General features: G+C 66.0%; 21 protein-coding genes and 1 other RNA gene. 8 read left to right on the forward strand and 14 right to left on the reverse strand.

Translation table 11 applies throughout. From position 1 onward, the window contains the following. The first annotated feature begins 21 nt into the window (after positions 1-21). From SJY20_RS04345 to SJY20_RS04365, 5 genes are read left to right on the forward strand one after another with little or no spacing between them, the layout of a single operon-like run. Positions 22-1,131 carry an ABC transporter permease gene (locus SJY20_RS04345; RefSeq protein WP_380785375.1) on the forward strand — a complete coding sequence of 370 codons (1,110 nt, stop codon included), beginning with the start codon at positions 22-24 and terminating at the stop codon, positions 1,129-1,131. Next, entirely contained in the window at positions 1,131-1,967 is an 837-nt protein-coding gene (locus SJY20_RS04350) for an ABC transporter ATP-binding protein (RefSeq protein ID WP_380785376.1), read from the forward strand. Before SJY20_RS04345 ends, SJY20_RS04350 begins: the two co-directional genes overlap by 1 nt. Beyond that, positions 1,967-2,932 (forward strand): MlaD family protein, encoded by a 966-nt coding sequence (locus SJY20_RS04355; RefSeq protein WP_380785377.1) that lies wholly within the window; start codon positions 1,967-1,969, stop codon positions 2,930-2,932. The genes SJY20_RS04350 and SJY20_RS04355 overlap by 1 nt, the downstream gene beginning before the upstream one ends. An 8-nt stretch (positions 2,933-2,940) precedes the next feature. After that, positions 2,941-3,522 (forward strand): ABC-type transport auxiliary lipoprotein family protein, encoded by a 582-nt coding sequence (locus tag SJY20_RS04360; RefSeq protein WP_380785378.1) that lies wholly within the window; start codon positions 2,941-2,943, stop codon positions 3,520-3,522. Positions 3,523-3,561: 39 nt separating this feature from the next. Beyond that, positions 3,562-3,846 carry a plasmid stabilization protein gene (locus tag SJY20_RS04365; protein WP_380785379.1) on the forward strand — a complete coding sequence of 95 codons (285 nt, stop codon included), beginning with the start codon at positions 3,562-3,564 and terminating at the stop codon, positions 3,844-3,846. A gap of 289 nt (positions 3,847-4,135) precedes the next feature. Here the strand turns inward: SJY20_RS04365 and SJY20_RS04370 are convergent, their stop codons facing one another. The 4 genes from SJY20_RS04370 to SJY20_RS04385 are packed head-to-tail and all read right to left on the reverse strand — an operon-like array spanning position 4,136 to position 6,756. Then, on the reverse strand, positions 4,136-4,639 hold the full coding sequence (locus SJY20_RS04370; RefSeq protein ID WP_380785380.1) for an NUDIX hydrolase: 504 nt from the start codon (positions 4,637-4,639) through the stop codon (positions 4,136-4,138). Next, a complete protein-coding gene (locus tag SJY20_RS04375; RefSeq protein ID WP_380785381.1) occupies positions 4,636-5,301 on the reverse strand; it encodes a TPM domain-containing protein in 666 nt (221 codons plus the stop codon). The genes SJY20_RS04370 and SJY20_RS04375 overlap by 4 nt, the downstream gene beginning before the upstream one ends. A 1-nt stretch (position 5,302) precedes the next feature. Then, positions 5,303-6,148: a TPM domain-containing protein gene (locus SJY20_RS04380; RefSeq protein WP_380785382.1), complete on the reverse strand. Its 846-nt coding sequence runs from the start codon at positions 6,146-6,148 to the stop codon at positions 5,303-5,305. Between the two features lie 5 nt (positions 6,149-6,153). Then, a complete protein-coding gene (locus SJY20_RS04385; RefSeq protein WP_380785383.1) occupies positions 6,154-6,756 on the reverse strand; it encodes a LemA family protein in 603 nt (200 codons plus the stop codon). Positions 6,757-6,859: 103 nt separating this feature from the next. On the opposite strand from SJY20_RS04385, the gene mscL reads away from it, so the two are divergent. Further along, on the forward strand, positions 6,860-7,324 hold the full coding sequence (mscL, locus tag SJY20_RS04390) for a large conductance mechanosensitive channel protein MscL (RefSeq protein ID WP_380785384.1): 465 nt from the start codon (positions 6,860-6,862) through the stop codon (positions 7,322-7,324). A 98-nt stretch (positions 7,325-7,422) separates the two neighbouring features. Here mscL and SJY20_RS04395 read toward each other — a convergent pair whose 3' ends face one another. After that, positions 7,423-7,854: an RrF2 family transcriptional regulator gene (locus SJY20_RS04395; protein ID WP_380785385.1), complete on the reverse strand. Its 432-nt coding sequence runs from the start codon at positions 7,852-7,854 to the stop codon at positions 7,423-7,425. Positions 7,855-7,896: 42 nt separating this feature from the next. Here SJY20_RS04395 and ssrA point away from each other — a divergent pair. Then, positions 7,897-8,252, forward strand: a transfer-messenger RNA (tmRNA) gene (ssrA, locus tag SJY20_RS04400). A gap of 145 nt (positions 8,253-8,397) precedes the next feature. On the opposite strand, the gene SJY20_RS04405 is transcribed toward ssrA, so the two are convergent. The 8 genes from SJY20_RS04405 to SJY20_RS04440 all read right to left on the reverse strand — a co-directional run bounded on the left by SJY20_RS04405 (position 8,398) and on the right by SJY20_RS04440 (position 16,000). Continuing rightward, positions 8,398-9,555 (reverse strand): acyltransferase family protein, encoded by a 1,158-nt coding sequence (locus SJY20_RS04405; RefSeq protein ID WP_380785386.1) that lies wholly within the window; start codon positions 9,553-9,555, stop codon positions 8,398-8,400. A gap of 17 nt (positions 9,556-9,572) precedes the next feature. Then, positions 9,573-10,280: a GDSL-type esterase/lipase family protein gene (locus SJY20_RS04410; protein ID WP_380785387.1), complete on the reverse strand. Its 708-nt coding sequence runs from the start codon at positions 10,278-10,280 to the stop codon at positions 9,573-9,575. 362 nt (positions 10,281-10,642) lie between these two features. Next, positions 10,643-13,078, reverse strand: coding sequence for a polyribonucleotide nucleotidyltransferase (gene pnp, locus SJY20_RS04415; protein ID WP_380785388.1), 2,436 nt, complete (start codon positions 13,076-13,078; stop codon positions 10,643-10,645). A gap of 221 nt (positions 13,079-13,299) precedes the next feature. After that, a complete protein-coding gene (gene rpsO, locus SJY20_RS04420; RefSeq protein WP_380785389.1) occupies positions 13,300-13,569 on the reverse strand; it encodes a 30S ribosomal protein S15 in 270 nt (89 codons plus the stop codon). 19 nt (positions 13,570-13,588) lie between these two features. Continuing rightward, the gene (gene truB, locus SJY20_RS04425) at positions 13,589-14,578 is read right to left on the reverse strand and encodes a tRNA pseudouridine(55) synthase TruB (protein WP_380785390.1); all 990 of its coding nucleotides are present in this window, start codon (positions 14,576-14,578) and stop codon (positions 13,589-13,591) included. A gap of 146 nt (positions 14,579-14,724) precedes the next feature. Then, positions 14,725-15,300: a thymidine kinase gene (locus tag SJY20_RS04430; protein WP_380785391.1), complete on the reverse strand. Its 576-nt coding sequence runs from the start codon at positions 15,298-15,300 to the stop codon at positions 14,725-14,727. Then, entirely contained in the window at positions 15,300-15,692 is a 393-nt protein-coding gene (locus SJY20_RS04435) for a type II toxin-antitoxin system VapC family toxin (RefSeq protein ID WP_380785392.1), read from the reverse strand. The genes SJY20_RS04430 and SJY20_RS04435 overlap by 1 nt, the downstream gene beginning before the upstream one ends. Continuing rightward, positions 15,689-16,000: an AbrB/MazE/SpoVT family DNA-binding domain-containing protein gene (locus SJY20_RS04440; RefSeq protein ID WP_380785393.1), complete on the reverse strand. Its 312-nt coding sequence runs from the start codon at positions 15,998-16,000 to the stop codon at positions 15,689-15,691. Before SJY20_RS04440 ends, SJY20_RS04435 begins: the two co-directional genes overlap by 4 nt. 180 nt (positions 16,001-16,180) lie before the next feature. Between SJY20_RS04440 and SJY20_RS04445 the strand changes: the two genes are divergently transcribed. Beyond that, positions 16,181-16,594 carry a DUF7010 family protein gene (locus SJY20_RS04445; RefSeq protein ID WP_380785394.1) on the forward strand — a complete coding sequence of 138 codons (414 nt, stop codon included), beginning with the start codon at positions 16,181-16,183 and terminating at the stop codon, positions 16,592-16,594. Here the strand turns inward: SJY20_RS04445 and rbfA are convergent. Continuing rightward, positions 16,591-16,986, reverse strand: a complete 396-nt coding sequence (gene rbfA / locus SJY20_RS04450) for a 30S ribosome-binding factor RbfA (protein ID WP_380788556.1) — start codon at positions 16,984-16,986, stop codon at positions 16,591-16,593. The genes SJY20_RS04445 and rbfA overlap by 4 nt on opposite strands. Between the last annotated feature and the right edge of the window lie 17 nt (positions 16,987-17,003).

Genomic DNA, 17,003 nt, shown 5'->3' on the forward strand with positions numbered 1-17,003 from the left:
TTTGCCGCAAAGGTGCCCGCGATGAGCGCTATGGCCGATTTCCAGCAGGACACCGCCGATGGCGGAACGTTGCGGTTCACCGGCAATTTGTCGCTGGCCCGCCTTGGCAATCTGCCTGATAGACTCGAGGCCGTCGATGGCGGCGCCGTCAAGCGCGTCGACCTGAGCGGGGTCGACCGCATCGACACCATCGGCGCCTGGGTCGTCCACCGCTTCGCCGCCCGCAACGACGCCACTATCGAAGGCCTGGACGAGAACGACCAGCACCTGTTCGACCAGGTCGTCGCCGCGGATCAGCCGATCGCGCTGCGCCCGGTCAAGACCAACGCGTTCAACCGCGTGCTTGGCGAGATCGGCGATGCTGTCGTCCTTACCTTCCGCACGATGTACGGACTGGTCGGCTTCATGGGCGCGACCACACTCGCGCTGTTGGCGGTCATCCGTCATCCACGCCGGTTCCGCTTCGATGCGGTGGTGCAGCAATTCGAATCGGTCGGCGTCCAGGCGCTGGCGATCATCGGCCTGATGAGCTTCCTGATCGGCGTCGTGATCGCACAGCAGGGCGCGGTGCAGCTTCGCCAGTTCGGCGCGGAGGTGTTCACGATCAACCTGGTCGGCCGCCTGACGCTGCGCGAGATGGGCGTGCTGATGACCGCGATCATGGTCGCAGGGCGATCGGGTTCGGCGTTCGCCGCGCAGATCGGCACGATGAAGCTGACCGAGGAAATCGACGCGATGCGCACGATCGGGGTCTCGCCGCTAGAGGCGCTGGTCCTGCCACGTACGCTCGCCGCAGTGCTGCTGATGCCGCTGCTCGGCTTCTACGCATCGATGATCGCGCTGATCGGCGGCGGCCTGCTGGTGTGGGTCACGATCGGCGTGCCGCCCATCACCTTCGTCCAGCGCATCCGCGAGGTCGTCCCGATTACCGACCTGTATGTCGGCCTGATCAAGGCGCCGGTGTTCGGTGCGATCATCGCGGTCGCCGGGTGCTTCCAGGGCATGCTGGTCGAGAGCGATTCGGAGCAGGTCGGCAAGCGCACCACCTCTGCGGTGGTCCAGGCGATCTTCCTGGTGATCGTGCTCGACGCGTTCTTCGCGGTGTTCTTCACCTGGCTGGGGTGGAACTGATGGCGCAACAGGACGTGAAAGACGACCGCGACATCGTCATCTCGGTGAAGGGGCTGCGCAACAGCTTCGGTGACTCGGTGGTCCATGAAGGCCTCGACCTCGAAGTGCGGCGCGGCGAGATTCTCGGCGTGGTCGGCGGCTCGGGCACCGGCAAGTCGGTGCTGATGCGCTCGATCATCGGGTTGCAGCGTCCCGACGAGGGCGATGTGATCGTGTTCGGCGAATCCAACATCGACCGCGACGAGACCGAGGCGGTCGAGATCCGCAAGCGCTGGGGCGTGCTGTTCCAGGGCGGCGCGCTGTTCTCGACGCTGACCGTCGCCGAGAACGTCGAAGTGCCGCTGCGGGAGTTCTACCCCGATCTCAACCAGGCGCTGCTCGATGAGATCGCCGGGTACAAGGTCGTGATGACCGGGCTGCCGGCGGACGCCGCGCCGAAATATCCCGCCGAGCTGTCGGGCGGCATGCGCAAGCGTGCCGGCCTAGCGCGCGCGCTCGCGCTCGATCCCGAACTGCTGTTCCTCGACGAACCGACCGCGGGCCTGGACCCGATCGGTGCGGCGGCGTTCGATACGCTGACCCAGTCGCTGCAGAAGACGCTGGGCCTGACGGTGTTCCTGATCACGCACGACCTCGATACGCTGTACGCGATCTGCGACCGCGTCGCCGTGCTGGCCGACAAGAAGGTCATCGCAGTCGGGACGATCGACGAACTCATCGCGCTCGACCATCCGTGGATCGAGGAATATTTCAAGGGACCGCGCGGTCGCGCCGCGGTCGCGACGCAGGAACATCACGCCGCCGAACAGGCGTCGATCAAGTCTGAGGCACGCTGATGGAAACCCGTTCGAACCATGTCCTCGTCGGAGCGATCGTGTTGATCCTGCTCGCGGTGCTGGCGCTCTTCACCGTGTGGATCGCGCGGCTCGGCGGCACCGCGGAGAAGGAATACGACATCTTCTTCCGCCAGTCGGTCGACGGTCTCGCGCGGGGTTCTGCTGTGACGTTCTCCGGCGTGCCCTCGGGGCAGGTCAAGGCGATCTCGCTGTGGAAGAACGATCCCCAGTTCGTCCGCGTCCGCATCAGCGTGAATGAAGACACGCCGGTGTTGCAGGGTACCACCGCATCGATCTCCGGCGTTGGTTTCACCGGGGTCAGCCAAATCTCGCTGGACGGCGCGCGCAAGGGTGCGCCCGCGATCGGCTGCCCCGATGTCCGCACGCCGACCGAGTGCCCGTACGGCGTTCCCGTGATCCCGACCAAGCTCGGCGGTCTCGGCGCGATCCTCAATTCCGCGCCGCAGCTGCTCGAGCGGCTGTCGACGCTGACCGAGCGGCTGACCGGCCTGCTGACCGACCGCAACCAGGCGTCTATCGCCGGCATCCTCGACAACACCAACCGGCTGACCAACGCGTTGGCCGATCGCGGACCCGAGATCGCGGCGACGCTGGCGCAGACCCGCGTCGCGATCCAGCAGGCGGGCGACGCGGCGCAGCAGTTCGGGGTGCTGGCAAAGACCACCAACGGCGTGCTCTCCGAGGACGTCAAGCCGGCGATGGCGAACCTCAACAAGGCGATCGTGTCGGCGCAGACCAGCGCGGATACCCTCAACGCCGCGATCGGCGATGCGCGGCCGGGGCTGCAGGCGTTCTCGAAGACGACGATCCCCGAGGCCAACCGTCTTGTCCACGACCTGCGCACCACTGCGGCGGCGCTGTCGTCGGTCGCGGAAAAGGTCGACCAGCAGGGGGCGAGTTCGCTGATCGGTCAGCAGAAGCTCCCGGACTACAAGGGTAAGTGAGGCACGCCATGAAGACACCACTCATCCTGATCGCCATGCTCCCGCTGGCCGGCTGCATCAGCTTCGGCGCGAAACCGCCGCCCACGCTGTTGACACTGACCAGCCAGTCGGTGCTGCCGGTCGGCCAGAACCAGGATTCGGCGGTCGCGAAGTCGATCACCATCCAGGTCCCGACCACGCCGATGGCGCTGGCGACCGCGCGCGTGCCGGTACAGGCGACGCCGACCAGCATCGCCTACGTCCCGAACGCGCAATGGGCCGAACCGCCGGCGCGGCTGTTCGCGCGGCTGTCGTCCGACACGATCGCGGCGCGTACCGGGCTGGTGGTGCTGTCGACGATCCAGTCGGTCGGCGATCCCAGCGCGCAGCTGGCCGGCGAACTCCGCAACTTCGGCCTCGACGCGACCACCCGCGAAGCGGTGGTGACGTTTGATGCCTCCCTGACCCGTGCCGGCAAGACCACGGTCGAGAAGCACCGCTTCGAGGCGCGGGTGCCGATCACGACGATCGATGCGGCATCGGCGGCGACCGGGATCAACCAGGCCGCGAACCAGGTCGCGACCGAACTCGCGGACTGGATCGGCCGCTAACCCTCGCGCGTTGTGGCTGCTCCAGACGGGAGAGCCATGATGCCGCAGGGTGACAAAAGCGCGTACACCGACAAGCAGAAGCGCAAGGCCGAGCATATCGAGCAAGGCTATGAGGAGCGCGGCGTTCCCAAGGACGAGGCGGAAGCGCGCGCCTGGGCGACGGTCAACAAGGATTCTGGGGGCGGCAACAAGTCCGGCTCGGGTCGTGGGAGGCCGGATACGCATGCTTCCGCTGAGCGGGGCGGGCGGAAGGCCGGCGCGCGGAGTGCGGCGGATCGGTCTGCTGCTGCGAAGAAGGGTTGGGAGACGCGGCGGAAGGGGTGAGCGGGCTCTGACCAAACCGCCCCGACTGCCCCACAGTAAGCTTGTTCCCCCGCGAAGGCGGGGGCCCAGCCTGGGCCCCCGCCTTCGCGGGGGAACAAGGTTTGGGTCGCGCGCTAACCCGAACGACCGAACGACCGAACCCCCAAACCCCAACACCACCCCGGCGGAGGCCGGGGCCCAGTTGGGGGACGTATGTGGTGAAGGAAAGCGCGCTGTTACAGCGGCCTTCCCAACTGGGCCCCGGCCGCCGCCGGGGTGGTGCCAAGGGGGACGTGATCAAGGGTGGCCCCTACAGAATCGACCCCGCCAAAATCAGCACCATCTTCGCATCCACCGCCACCCCCGCAGCGCGCTTCGCTGCCACGAACGCCGGCACATCCCCCAGCGCGACCCGGTGCACCGTTATATTCTCCTGCGCGTCCCCGCCGCCAGCCCCGACCCTGGTCAGCCCCGAAGCCCGCACCAGCATGAACGACTCCGACGTCATCCCCGGCGAGGAATAAAACACCCCAAGATCCTCGATCCGCTCGGCACGGTAGCCGGTCTCTTCCTCCAGCTCGCGCCCGGCCGCGACCGTGACGCTCTCGCCCGCGGTCTCGTCGCCGACCAGCCCCGCCGGCAGTTCGAGGCAGTTGCGGCCGATCGGGACGCGGTACTGCTCGACCAGCAGGACATGGCCGTCGTCGATCGCGACGATCACCGCGGCCGCGATGTCCCCGGCACGCGCGGCATATTCCCACGACCCTTCCTTCTGGACGGTCAGATAGCGGCCCTGCCAGACGGTCTCGCTCACAGTTCGATCAATCGGTCGGGAAGTTCGTTCACGGGTTTGCCGCTCCTCGGGAAATGTTCGGTCAGGACCAGGCCGATCCGCGCCACCGCATCCGCCATGCCGTCGCCGGGGCGGTCGTCGCGGACGCCGGCGAGCACCGCCGCCATCGCTTCGCCCCAGGTTTCCGCCGGCACGCGGCTGTGGATCGCGTCGTCCGCGACGATTTCCGCACGGCGCTCGGCGATCGAGAGGTACAACAGCACGCCGGTGGCGCCCTTGGTGCGCTTCTCGGCGCCGGCGCGGAACAGCATCAGCGCGCGGCGTCGCACCCGCCGGGTCTTGGTCGGGCCGGGGGTCACCGCGATCCTGAGCGGAGCATGCGCGAGCACCAGCCGTACCAGCAGGAACACCAGCACCATTAGGATCAGCACGATCCCGAACAGCGCGCCCGCCGGCGGCTGCTCCCAGGGGTCTACACGCGCATAGACCGCCTCGGCGATCGCCGGCCGGAACGCGAGCAACGCCGGCACCAGCAGCATCGCCAGTACCGCATAATGCAGCGAGACGTCGTGATAGGGGTCGGACCCGGCCGCGACGATCGTGACGATCTCGCCGTCGGTGTCGCGCTCGGCCGCACGTACCGCGGCGGTGACGCGGTCGTGATCGAGATTGCTCAGTCGCATGTCACCAGCTCCCCGATGCGCCGCCGCCGCCGAACGATCCGCCGCCACCGCCGGTGAAGCCGCCGCCCATCCAGCCTCCTCCGCCGCTATCGCTACCGCCGCCGCCACCGCTCCAGCCACTACCGCCTCCGCCGGATCGACCGATCTCGTTGGCGACGCTCCACAGCACGATCGGCCAGCTGCTGCCGCCGCCGCCTCCGCCGTACCGGCGTCCCCGCGCGCGTCGTCCGATCATCGGCACGACGATGACCGCGAGCACGATCAGCCAGAAGATCAGCCCGAACGGTACTCCGCCGCCACTTTGCGCCTGGGTGCGATGCGTCTTGTCATACTGCGCTGCCGCCGCGGTCGCCTTCGCACGCGCTTCGGCGTCGGGCAGTGCGAGCTGGTCGGCGACCGCGTTGGCGCCCGCGACGATCCCGCCCGCCATGTCGCCCGCCTTGAACCGCGGCAGGATCTGCTGGTTGATCACCACGCTCGAAACCGCATCGGTCAGCACCGGCTCCAGGCCATAGCCGACCTCGATCCGCACTTTCTGGTCGTTCGGCGCGACGATCAGGATCGCGCCGTTGTTGAGGTCCTTCAGCCCGGCACCCCAGGCGCGCCCGAGGCGATAGCCGTAATCCTCGATCGCATAGCCCTCTAGGCTCGGGATCGTCGCAACCACCAGCTGGTTGCCGGTGGTCTTCTGCAGCTCCTGCAGCCGGGTGTTGAGCGCGGCTTCCTGATCGTCGGGAATGACGTTCGCCGCATCGACCACCAGCCCGGTGAATTTCGGGAAGGTCTGTGCGTCCGCCGTGCCGATCCCGCCGACGGTCGCGACCAGCAGCAGGGCGAACCGCCACATCGGCGTCAGCTCGCGTTGCCGAAGCTGACGCTGGGCGCGGTCTCGGCGCCGGGCGTGGTCGCCTGGAACGGCACCATCGGCTTCGCGCCGTAGAAGATCTTCGCGCCGACCGCCGCGGGGAAGGTGCGGATCGTGGTGTTGTAGCTCTGCACCGCGCTGTTGTAGTCGCGCCGCGCGATCGTGATGCGGTTCTCGGTCCCCTCCAGCTGGCTCTGCAGCGCGAGGAAGTTCGCATTCGACTTGAGGTCCGGATATTGTTCCTGCAACGGCCGCAGCTGGCTCAGCGCGACGGTCAACCCGTTCTGCGCATTGGCATAGTTCTGCACCTTGGCGGGGTCGGTCAGGTCGTCGCCGCTCAGCCGCACCGATCCGGCCCGCGCCCGCGCCTCGCTGACGCCGATCAGCACCTTGCTCTCCTGCGCGGCATAGCCCTTCACGGTCGCCACCAGGTTGGGGATCAGGTCGCTGCGGCGCTGATACTCGTTCTGCACGTCCGCCCAGCGCGCCTTGGCGGTCTCTTCGGAGGTCGGGATGCTGTTGATGCCGCAGCCGCCCAGGGCCGCCGACGCTGCGATGACGACACCGAACCGAACGAGGGACTTGTGCATTGGGGCTCTCCAGACTGCCTGTACTAGCATCATAGGACAGCCGGGCGGCTTGGCGAAACCGAAATCGGCGGCTAGCGTCGGGGCGTCATCGGGGAGGGCGGGCATGCTCAAGGAATTCAAGGCGTTCGTGATGCGCGGCAACGTGCTCGATCTGGCGATCGCGGTGATCATCGGCGCTGCATTCGGCAAGATCGTCAGTTCGCTGACCGACGACATCCTGATGCCGATCATCGGCAAGATCTTCGGCGGGCTCGATTTCTCCAGCTATTACCTCGTGATGGGGCCAATCCCGGCGGCGCTGAGCGGGTCGACCGATTACGTCGCGCTGAAAAAGGCCGGTGTCCCGCTGATCGGCTACGGCGCGTTCGTGACGCAGCTGGTCAATTTCCTGATCGTTGCGTTCATCATCTTCATGATCCTGCGCGTCGTGAACCGCGCGTCGGCGATCATCGAGCGCGAGACGGCCAGGCTGCGGCGCGAGGAAGAAGTGGCGACGCCGCCGGCCCCCGAGCCGGTCGAGATCGCCCTGCTCCGCGAGATCCGCGACGAACTGAAGTCGCGCCCCTGATCGATCCGTCACCCCAGCGAAGGCTGGGGTCTCGTGCGGCCAGGGTGCGCGCGCGTAACGGGAGACCCCAGCCTTCGCTGGGGTGACGAACTTTTGTCTCAGGCCGCGACCAGCTCGTCGGCGTTCGCGTCCGCCAGGCTGGTGCCGTCGAGGATCCGTGCAGTCTCGTCGCGCACCCGCATCATCGCGTGGCGGATCGCGCAATCGGCTTCGCTCTTGCAGTCGCCGCACGAGCGATAGGCGGTCCGGCTGACGCACGGCACCAGCGCCAGCGGACCCTCGATCACGCGGATGATCTCGCCCAACGAGATCAGGTGGCTCGGCCGCGACAGGCAGTATCCGCCCATCTTGCCGCGGTGGCTGTGCAGCAGCCCCGCCTCGCGCAGGTCGGCTAGAATCAGTTCCAGGAACTTGCGCGGGACGTTCGCCTCGGCGGCGATCCGCGTCATCGGGATCGGTGGGCTTCCGGCCGGCGCACCGCCCAGGAATATCATCGCGCGGAGCGCGTAACGGGATCGCTGGGTCAACATGATGACCGGCGCTATGCACGGCCTTTATGGCGAGCGAAAGGCGGGCTTTTCATCTGCGCGGTGCGTGCCTATATCGGTCATGCCGATGGGGGAAACTTCCTCCGCCGGCTATGGCGATAAACCGTGGCGTGTCATAGACACAGCGGACCCGGGGGCAGTACCCGGCGACTCCACCACCGCCCCCTTCGCAAGAGGGGGACGATGACGGGGTCGAACTAGGATCGACGTGTGTTCAACGACGCTATGTTTCGCTCGGAATGGGACCACCGCAACGGCCCATACACAAGTGCCAACGATAACGAAGCACTCGCAATTGCCGCATAACTGACGGTCTAACGACCTAGGTTATACGGACGAAAGCGCGGTTCGGGCCACACCGGGCAACAGAAGTGGACACCGGCGGTACGGGGAGCACCGAGCAACAGAAGCTCCCCACCAGCCTCACGAATTCGGCGCGTCGACACGGTTGCGGCGTTGCTGTCGCGCTACCGAACCCGAACGGACACGAGCGATGCTCCATCGTCGGTATCAGCCGCCGAAGTTCTAGACTACAATCGGCAACGCAGGTTTGACGGTATCGGGAAGTCGCCCGTTGACCAGGAACGCCATCACGGGAAACCGTTCGATCAGCATGACATGCACCGCATACGCGATGACGGTACCCGACGCGATCGCGATGGCGAACTTCGTATAGGGGTTCCAGGCCATATCGAGCAGCACGATCTTCGTCGCGACGATTATCGGAAAATGTAAGATGTAGATCGTGAACGACGCCGCGGACAGGCGCTTTACGAGCGGCGGCACGGCGGGCATCGCGATCGCCGACCGCAGGATGAGGACCGACGCCGCGACCGGACACACGGACATTCCGATCATCTCGACCAAGTCGTCGATCATGATCCGTCGCGTCGGATCGACCGTCGCGCCGATCGCCCCGAACCAGATTGCGTACAGGCCACCCACGGCGAACAGGATGACGATGGGCGCGTACGCGGAACGGGTCATGGCGCGGCATAGGTTGCGTGAGCGCGCCAGCAGGAACCCCAGCAGATAGAAGGGTGCGTACCCCGTCATCAGCGAGACCTGCGCCAGCGCCGGCCCATAGGGCGAATCGATATAGCCCGCCAGCATCGTGCGCGTGATGGCCATCAGCGTGTAACAGGCGGCCGCCGTGCCGAACAGGATTGCCGTCTGCACCCAGCGCGAGCTGCCAAGTCGGTCCTCGTTCAGGACACGGTCGATCGCGCCCACGATGTCCTGCCGGCGGTCAAGCTGGTGGAGTGCGTAGCTCAGGGGCGCATAGGCGAGCAAGGCGACGAGAAACCACAAATGGTACCAGTCATGCGCCACCGGGAAGGGCCAGCCCGGCCTATCCGGCGGATTACCGAACATCATGCCGAGCAGCGGGCAAACCGTCAGCAGGCCGACCAGCAAGGGCACGCCGATCTGTACGCTCCGTCGCCCCAGCCACACGAGCGGCGAAGACCGGCGTGCAAGCGCGTGACCACAGAGCAGCCCGGATATCAGCATGAAGCTGCCCATTCTGAAGGCATGCGATATCAGGGGTATCGCCCACAGGATTGGAATATTCTCGAGGCCCATCACCGCATGCAGTACGACACCGGCCAGCATCAAAACCGCCCGCCAGAATGCCAGGCCTTCGATCCTGCCACCCATGGGTGGCAGGATCGGCGCTATCATTGCGGAGCCGCTTACCGTCACCGCCACGCGCTGGATTGAGCGGCGAGCACCGCGCGGTCGCAGCCCGGCATCGGAGCATCCCGAAGTACGGCATCCAGCGCGGGGCGGATCGCCGCGGTCAATCGCGCGTACCCAGCCGGATTGAGGTGAATGCCGTCGTCGACGTAGAAGGCGCCTGGACGGTGATCCACCAGGAATAGCGGGACGATGTCGACGAAGGTCAATCCCCGCGTCTGCGCCGCGAGGGTACCCACCGCGTCATTGAAAACGGTCTGCTCGGGAAGATTGCCCCACCGCGTCGGGGTTGGTTTCAAGGCGACGACGATCACCGGGATCGTACCCCAGCGGCGCGCCTTCAGGGCCAGAAACGCGCGCAGGCTGGCCAGATCGTCGACTGCGCGGGCGCCGTTGGCGATATCGTTCTCGCCCGCGTAGAACACGATTGCACGCGGGGGGACCTCGCGTGGTTCGTTGCGGGCCATCTGGATCAACTCGGGCATCATCGCCCCGTTGACGCCGCGATTGCGCACCGCCAGCGGTGCCATGTCGCTCGCCAATGTCGCCCATTTGTGGATCGACGAACTGCCGATGAACCAGACGCTACAGCGGTCGACGACGCCGCGGCCAGGCAAAGTCGCAGACGCCGCGCGCATCGCGGCACGGGACTGCATGAGGAAGGTCCCGCCACCGAAGACGACCGCGAATACCGCTATGGCGAACGCCATCTTGCCTAAGGAAGCCCGCCACGTCCGGTCCCGACCGGCAGCAGGAATACCACTGAGTTGCGGAATATAATTGTCGTCGTCGCCTCGCGCCACTGCGCCTCACCCGTTGCCAGCGACCACGTCTAGGATGCGAGCATGATGTAAAGGTTAAGCATCGGCCCTGATTATCCAGCCTGCTCCGGCCTGCGCTACGCGTACGACAGATTTGCGAATGGGCGCCCTATCGGTTCGAAGGTCGGGCATGCAACTTAGCTCCGATATCAATCAGCGTATCGGACCGGATCGCGGCAAAGCGAGCCTGCCACGAAAAAGGGGCCCGGTTTCCCGAGCCCCTCTTACCATTACCGCCGTGCGGCGATGGCTTAGTCGCGATCGCTGGTCAGGAAGGCCGGCAGCTCGGAACCCGAACTCTCGCCGCCTTCCGCACGCTCGGGACGGGGGGCGCGGTCGCCGCCACCGTCACGGCGCGGGCCGCGACCGCCGCCTTCGCGACCGCCGCCGGCCGCATCACGGCCACCGTCGCCGTCACGACGCGGGCCACGCGAGCCGCGATCACCGCCGCCGCCTTCGCCGCGAGGACCACGGCCACCGCCGCCGCCGCCATTGCCGCCGCCATCACGACCGCCATCGCCGTCACGACGCGGGCCGCGCGGACCACGGTCACCACCCTCGCGGGGCTCACGTGCAGGACGCGTGTCCTCCAGCTCTTCGCCGGTCGTCTGGTCGACGACACGCATCGACAGGCGAACCTTGCCGCGCGGATCGATCTCTAGCACCTTGACCTTGACCTCCTGGCCTTCGGTCAGGGCGTCGGACACCTTCTCGACGCGCTCGTTCTTGATTTCGGACACGTGGACGAGACCGTCCTTGCCACCCATGAAGTTCACGAACGCCCCGAAATCGACCAGGTTGACGACCTTGCCGTCATAGACCTTGCCGACTTCGGCTTCCTCGACGAGGCCCTTGATCCACTTGATCGCAGCTTCGATCTGCGCGGGGTCGGACGACGACACCTTGATCACGCCCTCGTCGTCGATGTCCACCTTGGCGCCGGTCTGCGCGACGATCTCGCGGATCACCTTGCCGCCGGTGCCGATGACTTCACGGATCTTCGACTTGTCGATCTGGAAGCTCTCGATGCGCGGTGCGTGCGCCGACAGTTCCTCACGGGTGTGGTCGAGTGCCTTGGCCATCTCGCCCAGGATGTGCGCGCGGCCTTCCTTGGCCTGCGCCAGCGCCTTGCCCATGATCTCCTCGGTGATGCCAGCGATCTTGATGTCCATCTGCATCGTGGTGATGCCCTCGGACGTGCCAGCCACCTTGAAGTCCATGTCGCCGAGGTGATCCTCGTCGCCGAGGATATCCGACAGAACCGCGAAGTTCTTGCCCTCGAGGATCAGGCCCATCGCGATGCCCGACACCGGACGCTTCAGCGGAACGCCCGCATCCATCATGCTCAGCGATCCGCCGCAAACCGTCGCCATCGACGACGAGCCGTTGCTCTCGGTGATGTCCGACAGGACGCGGATCGTGTACGGGAACTCTTCCTTGGTCGGCAGCACCGGGTGCAGCGCGCGCCATGCGAGCTTGCCGTGACCGACTTCGCGACGACCCGGCGCACCGAAGCGACCGACTTCACCGACCGAATAGGGAGGGAAGTTGTAGTGCAGCATGAAGTTTTCGTACGACAGCCCGTTGAGGCCGTCGATCATCTGCTCCGCATCGCGCGTACCGAGCGTGGTGGTGCAGATCGACTGCGTTTCGCCGCGCGTGAACAGCGCCGAGCCGTGCGTGCGCGGGAGGAAGTGCACCATCGCCTCGATCGGACGGATCTGCGTGGTGGTGCGGCCGTCGATGCGGGTGCCGTCCTTGAGGATGGCGCCGCGGACGATCTCTGCTTCCAGCTTCTTCATCAGCTTGCCGGCTGCCATCTGGTCCTGCGGGGACGCATCGGCAAATGCCGTCTTGCCCTTCGCACGAGCGGCATTCAGCAGGTCGGACCGCTTGGACTTGTCGGTCACCTTGTAGGCGGCGGCGATGTCCTTGCCGATCAGCTTCTTCAACTTGTCCTTGGCGGTCGAGAGATCAGCCTGCTCGGCCATTTCCCAAGGATCCTTGGCAGCCTTCTCGGCCAGATCGATGATCAAATTGGCGGCTTCGCGGCAGGCCTTGTGGGCGAACTGCACGGCGCCGAGCATGATCTCTTCCGAAAGCTCCTTGGCTTCCGATTCGACCATCATCACGGCCTGGCCGGTGGCGGCGACGACGAGGTCGAGATCGCCAGCCTTGGCTTCTTCCAGGGTCGGGTTGAGGATGTACGCGCCATCGACGTAACCGACGCGGGCTGCGCCGATCGGGCCCATGAACGGCACGCCCGAGATCGTCAGGGCTGCGGAGGCGGCGACCATCGCGAGGACGTCCGGCTCGTTCTCGCCGTCATACGACAGAACCTGGCAGATCACGTTGATCTCGTTGTAGAAACCCTCGGGGAAGAGGGGACGGATCGGGCGATCGATGAGACGGCTGGTCAGCGTCTCCTTTTCGGTCGCGCCGCGCTCACGCTTGAAGAAGCCGCCGGGGATGCGGCCGCTCGCGGAGAACTTCTCCTGGTAATGGACGGTGAGCGGGAAGAAATCCTGCCCTTCCTTGACGGTCCGTGCAGCCGTCACGGCGCACAGAACGACGGTCTCGCCGAGGGTGGCGAGGACTGCGCCGTTAGCCTGGCGAGCAACGCGGCCGGTCTCGAGCGTCAGCGTCTTGCCGCCCCACTGGGCGCTTACGGTCTTGGTATCGAACATTCTTTTTCCTTCACTCCAAACGCCAGATGCGTTTGGGGCCTATGTGCGGGCTTAGCCGGCCCGCGGCGGTTCGAAGCGAGTTGTCGCTTCTGACCAGTCCACCGAATTGTGTCCTGGCACTTCCTGTTCTCCCGCGAAGGCGGGGGCCCAGTCTGGACTCCCGCCTTCGCGGGAGAACAACCCTATATACGAAAACGGCCCCCCGAGGGGAGCCGTCCGAATTACTTGCGAAGGCCGAGTGCGGCGATCAGGTCCAGGTACCGCTGGCCGTCCTTGTGACGGAGATAATCCAGCAGCGACCGGCGCTTGTTGACCATCATGAGAAGACCACGACGCGAGTGGTTGTCCTTCTTGTGGCCCTTGAAATGCTCGGTCAGGTTCTTGATCCGCTCGGTCAGGATCGCGACCTGGACCTCGGGCGAACCCGTGTCGCCCTCGGCGCGTGCGTGGATCTTGACCAGTTCGGTCTTGCGTTCTGCGGTAATCGTCATGAATTCTTCGTCCTCGACATCATAGATTGAAACCGCGGACAATGCGGACGTTGCCGTCCTCGACCTCCACCAGCGCGACCGGAACATGCTCCAGTTCGGCGAAGTATTGGCCATCGTCTGCGGCGATCCCGACCAAGACGCGCCCCTGCCGGAGCGCTCCTGCCTGATCGGGGGTGAGGGAGAGAGCCGGGATGTCGTCCAGCGCCACCCTCAAGGGCAGAAGTATGTCGTCTAGGGCGCGCGAATGCCCGAGTTCGGCCAGTTTGTCCAGCGATATCGCCGACGAGAGGTCGAACGGACCGGCCTTGGTCCGCCGCAACATCGTGACGTGGCCGACGGTGCCGAGCGCCAGCGCGATGTCGCGCGCGAGGCTGCGGATGTAGGTGCCTTTCGAGACATGCGCGGTGAGGGTGACCTCGTCCAGGGGGGAGTGGGGCAGGGGCCCATCCCGCTCCACTCCGTCACCCCGGACTTGGTCCGGGGTCCACTCCTCCGCATGCTCCGGCGCTCGTGGAACGGTGGACCCCGGACCAAGTCCGGGGTGACGGAGAAGCGAATGCACCGTCACGTTCCTGCTCGCGAGCACCACCTCTTCCCCCGCCCGCGCCAGGTCATACGCCCGAGCCCCATTCACCTTCAGCGCGGAATACGCCGGCGGTACCTGCGCGATCGGCCCGGTAAACTGCGCCAGCACCGCCTCGACCGCCGCCAGCGTCGGCAGCACATCCGACGTCGCTACCGGCACCCCCTCCGCATCCAGCGTGTCGGTCTGCACCCCGAACATCACCGTGAAATCATACACCTTGTCGCTGTCGAGCATCCGCCCCGCAAGCTTGGTCGCCTCGCCGACCGCGATCGGCAGCACGCCCGTCGCGAGCGGATCGAGCGTCCCGCCATGCCCGACCTTGAACTTGCCGTACTCGCCGGCCCGCAGCGCGCGCTTCACCGCCGAGACGCCCTGCGTCGATCCCAGGCCCAGCGGCTTGTCGAGAATGATCCATCCATGCATCCGCCGGCCCTAGCGGTTTGATTGAGGCGAGAGCAAATCCGACTCCGTCCGTCATCCTGACGAAAGTCAGGACCCAGAGCCCGGAAAGACGGTGTTCGGTACCCTGGGTCCTGACTTTCGTCAGGATGACGCGGGTAGGACTCGCGCTACCCCAGAGCCTCGGTGAAATGCCGCCGACACAGCGCGACATAGCGATCGTTCCCGCCGATCTCCGTCTGCCGCCCTTCGGCAATCGCGTGGCCCTGCGCATCGACGCGCAGGTTCATCGTCGCTTTCCGCCCGCACACGCACACCGACTTGATCTCGACCAGTGAGTCGGCGATCGCCAGCAACCGCGCCGACCCGGGGAACAGCGCGCCCTGGAAATCGGTGCGCAGCCCGTATGCCAGCACCGGGACGCCCAGCACGTCGCAGATATGCGCGAGCTGATCGACCTGCGCCGCCGACAGGAACTGCGCCTCGTCGACCAGCACGCACGCGATCGGTTCGTGGCGCAACCGATCCGCCACGCACTTGCCGAGATCGGTAGTCGCATCGAACGCGATCGACGCCTCCGACAGCCCGATCCGCGACGTGATCGTGCCGTGCTCGAAGCGGTCGTCGACGCCGGCGGTGAACAGCATCGTCGCCATCCCCCGCTCGCGGTAGTTGAAGTCCGCCTGCAACAGGTTGGTCGACTTCCCCGCGTTCATCGAGGCGTAGTAGAAATAGAGTTTGGCCATCAGGCGAGCGTCTCGATGGGAATGGGGGAGTCGGGACCCGCGTGGCGCATGACGCGGCGGTCGAGCGTTGCGAAGCCGTCGGTCTTTGCCGCGGCGGCGAGGTGGATCATGTCCGCCCAATCGCCGCCGGCACGATAACGGTCCACCGCCCAGGCCGCGAGCGCCGGTCGGCCGATCGCGACCCCTTCCAGCGCAACAACACCGTCCAATGCCGCCGCCACGTCGTGTCGCGGCATCCGGTAGCGGCTTTCCAGGACCCAGCCGGTCTCCAGCAACACGGTCAACGACACGAACAGCCGGTTGCGTTTCATCAGCGCCCTGATGGCCTCGATCTGTCCGGCATCATCGTTCAAGATCAGTCGCAGGACGATATTCGTGTCGACGGCGATCACTCCCCGTCGAGCCGTTCTTCGCGTTCAGCCCGTTCTTCGCGTTCGGCCGGTCCTTCGTGTTCGGCAACGTAATTCCAGTCGATCGTCATGTCCTCTACCGCGATCGGTGGCCCGTCGTAACGCGGCATACGCCGGCGAAACTCCTCGTAGCTGATCGATTCACGTGTCTCTTCGGGTACCTCAAGGATCAGTCGGCGGCCGACGCGCTCGAGGCTGAGCCGTTCGCCGGCCTTCAGGCCGAGCGCATCGCGCACGTCCTTGGGTATGACGATCTGGCCCTTGGACGACATGGTGATGGCGATACCCATGTCGGTAAGATGCGTCTTACCGATGGCCGAGTCAATCGACGCTGCTGGACAGCGCCCCGTCCTTCGCTAGCGTGCCCGGGTCTTTCAGGGGGATGACATATGCGCGGCGCGATCTGGGTTTTGGGTGTCTTTGCGGCGATATGGGGGGCGATCGGTTTTAGTCCGCTTGGACTCCCGGCCATGGCGATACCGATCGCGATCTCCGCGGGCTTGATCGGCTGGGCCAGCCGCATCGACTTGCCCGAGCGAACCGCGGCCGAAGGCCGACGCATCGGGCGCCTTATCGCGATCTGGAGCAGCATCCAGGGGGTCGCGATATTCGCGACGTTCACGCTGTGCCCCAAGCTTGGCATCCCCGACGCCGCGGTGCCGATCCTCGCGATCATCGTCGGCCTGCACTTCCTGCCGCTCGCGCGCGGGATCCCGGTGCAAGTCTATTACGCGACCGGGCTGGCGATGATCGCAGTCGGGGCGCTCGCGTTGCTGCTGCCCCCCGTCGATCGCTATGCCGCGACCGGCATCCCGTGTGCGCTTATCCTCTGGGCGAGTTGCGGGGCGCTGATCGCACGGGGTCGGCGCCTGATGGTCGCCTAGCCCTCGTCGGCGGTCAGGTCGCGCGCGATCTCCGGCTGCTTGAGCAGCTGGTCGATATGCGTGCCCTCGTCGAAGCTCTCGTCGGCGATGAACTTCAGCTTGGCGGCGAACCGCGCCTGGACCCGCTGTGCGCACTCGCGCTGCAGGAACGCGGTGTTGGTGCGCAGCGCCTTCAGCACGATCGCCTCGTCCTTGCCGAGCAACGGCTTCACGAACGCGGTGGCGTGGCGCAGATCTGGCGACATCCGGACTTCGGTGATCGTGACCATGTGCTTTTCCAGCACCGGGTCATGGACGTCGCCGCGCGCGAGGATATCGGACAGCGCGTGACGCACCTGCTCGCCGACGCGAAGCCCGCGGACGATCTTGGTTTCGTTGGTGTCGGTTTTCATAATACTCAAACTCCCCT

The sequence above is a fragment of the Sphingomonas sp. R86521 genome, assembly GCF_042466235.1.
In the GTDB taxonomy this organism is placed as follows: Bacteria; Pseudomonadota; Alphaproteobacteria; order Sphingomonadales; family Sphingomonadaceae; genus Sphingomonas.

What these genes read in the sequence shown, in the direction of transcription:
- SJY20_RS04345 (WP_380785375.1), top strand. Translation starts at nt 22, where the DNA reads ATGAGCGCTATGGCCGATTTCCAGCAGGACACCGCCGATGGCGGAACG.
- SJY20_RS04350 (WP_380785376.1), top strand. Translation starts at nt 1,131, where the DNA reads ATGGCGCAACAGGACGTGAAAGACGACCGCGACATCGTCATCTCGGTG.
- SJY20_RS04355 (WP_380785377.1), top strand. Translation starts at nt 1,967, where the DNA reads ATGGAAACCCGTTCGAACCATGTCCTCGTCGGAGCGATCGTGTTGATC.
- SJY20_RS04360 (WP_380785378.1), top strand. Translation starts at nt 2,941, where the DNA reads ATGAAGACACCACTCATCCTGATCGCCATGCTCCCGCTGGCCGGCTGC.
- SJY20_RS04365 (WP_380785379.1), top strand. Translation starts at nt 3,562, where the DNA reads ATGCCGCAGGGTGACAAAAGCGCGTACACCGACAAGCAGAAGCGCAAG.
- SJY20_RS04375 (WP_380785381.1), bottom strand. Translation starts at nt 5,301, where the DNA reads ATGCGACTGAGCAATCTCGATCACGACCGCGTCACCGCCGCGGTACGT.
- SJY20_RS04380 (WP_380785382.1), bottom strand. Translation starts at nt 6,148, where the DNA reads ATGTGGCGGTTCGCCCTGCTGCTGGTCGCGACCGTCGGCGGGATCGGC.
- SJY20_RS04385 (WP_380785383.1), bottom strand. Translation starts at nt 6,756, where the DNA reads ATGCACAAGTCCCTCGTTCGGTTCGGTGTCGTCATCGCAGCGTCGGCG.
- mscL (WP_380785384.1), top strand. Translation starts at nt 6,860, where the DNA reads ATGCTCAAGGAATTCAAGGCGTTCGTGATGCGCGGCAACGTGCTCGAT.
- SJY20_RS04395 (WP_380785385.1), bottom strand. Translation starts at nt 7,854, where the DNA reads ATGTTGACCCAGCGATCCCGTTACGCGCTCCGCGCGATGATATTCCTG.
- SJY20_RS04405 (WP_380785386.1), bottom strand. Translation starts at nt 9,555, where the DNA reads ATGATAGCGCCGATCCTGCCACCCATGGGTGGCAGGATCGAAGGCCTG.
- SJY20_RS04410 (WP_380785387.1), bottom strand. Translation starts at nt 10,280, where the DNA reads ATGGCGTTCGCCATAGCGGTATTCGCGGTCGTCTTCGGTGGCGGGACC.
- pnp (WP_380785388.1), bottom strand. Translation starts at nt 13,078, where the DNA reads ATGTTCGATACCAAGACCGTAAGCGCCCAGTGGGGCGGCAAGACGCTG.
- rpsO (WP_380785389.1), bottom strand. Translation starts at nt 13,569, where the DNA reads ATGACGATTACCGCAGAACGCAAGACCGAACTGGTCAAGATCCACGCA.
- truB (WP_380785390.1), bottom strand. Translation starts at nt 14,578, where the DNA reads ATGCATGGATGGATCATTCTCGACAAGCCGCTGGGCCTGGGATCGACG.
- SJY20_RS04430 (WP_380785391.1), bottom strand. Translation starts at nt 15,300, where the DNA reads ATGGCCAAACTCTATTTCTACTACGCCTCGATGAACGCGGGGAAGTCG.
- SJY20_RS04440 (WP_380785393.1), bottom strand. Translation starts at nt 16,000, where the DNA reads ATGGGTATCGCCATCACCATGTCGTCCAAGGGCCAGATCGTCATACCC.
- SJY20_RS04445 (WP_380785394.1), top strand. Translation starts at nt 16,181, where the DNA reads ATGGCGATACCGATCGCGATCTCCGCGGGCTTGATCGGCTGGGCCAGC.
- rbfA (WP_380788556.1), bottom strand. Translation starts at nt 16,986, where the DNA reads ATGAAAACCGACACCAACGAAACCAAGATCGTCCGCGGGCTTCGCGTC.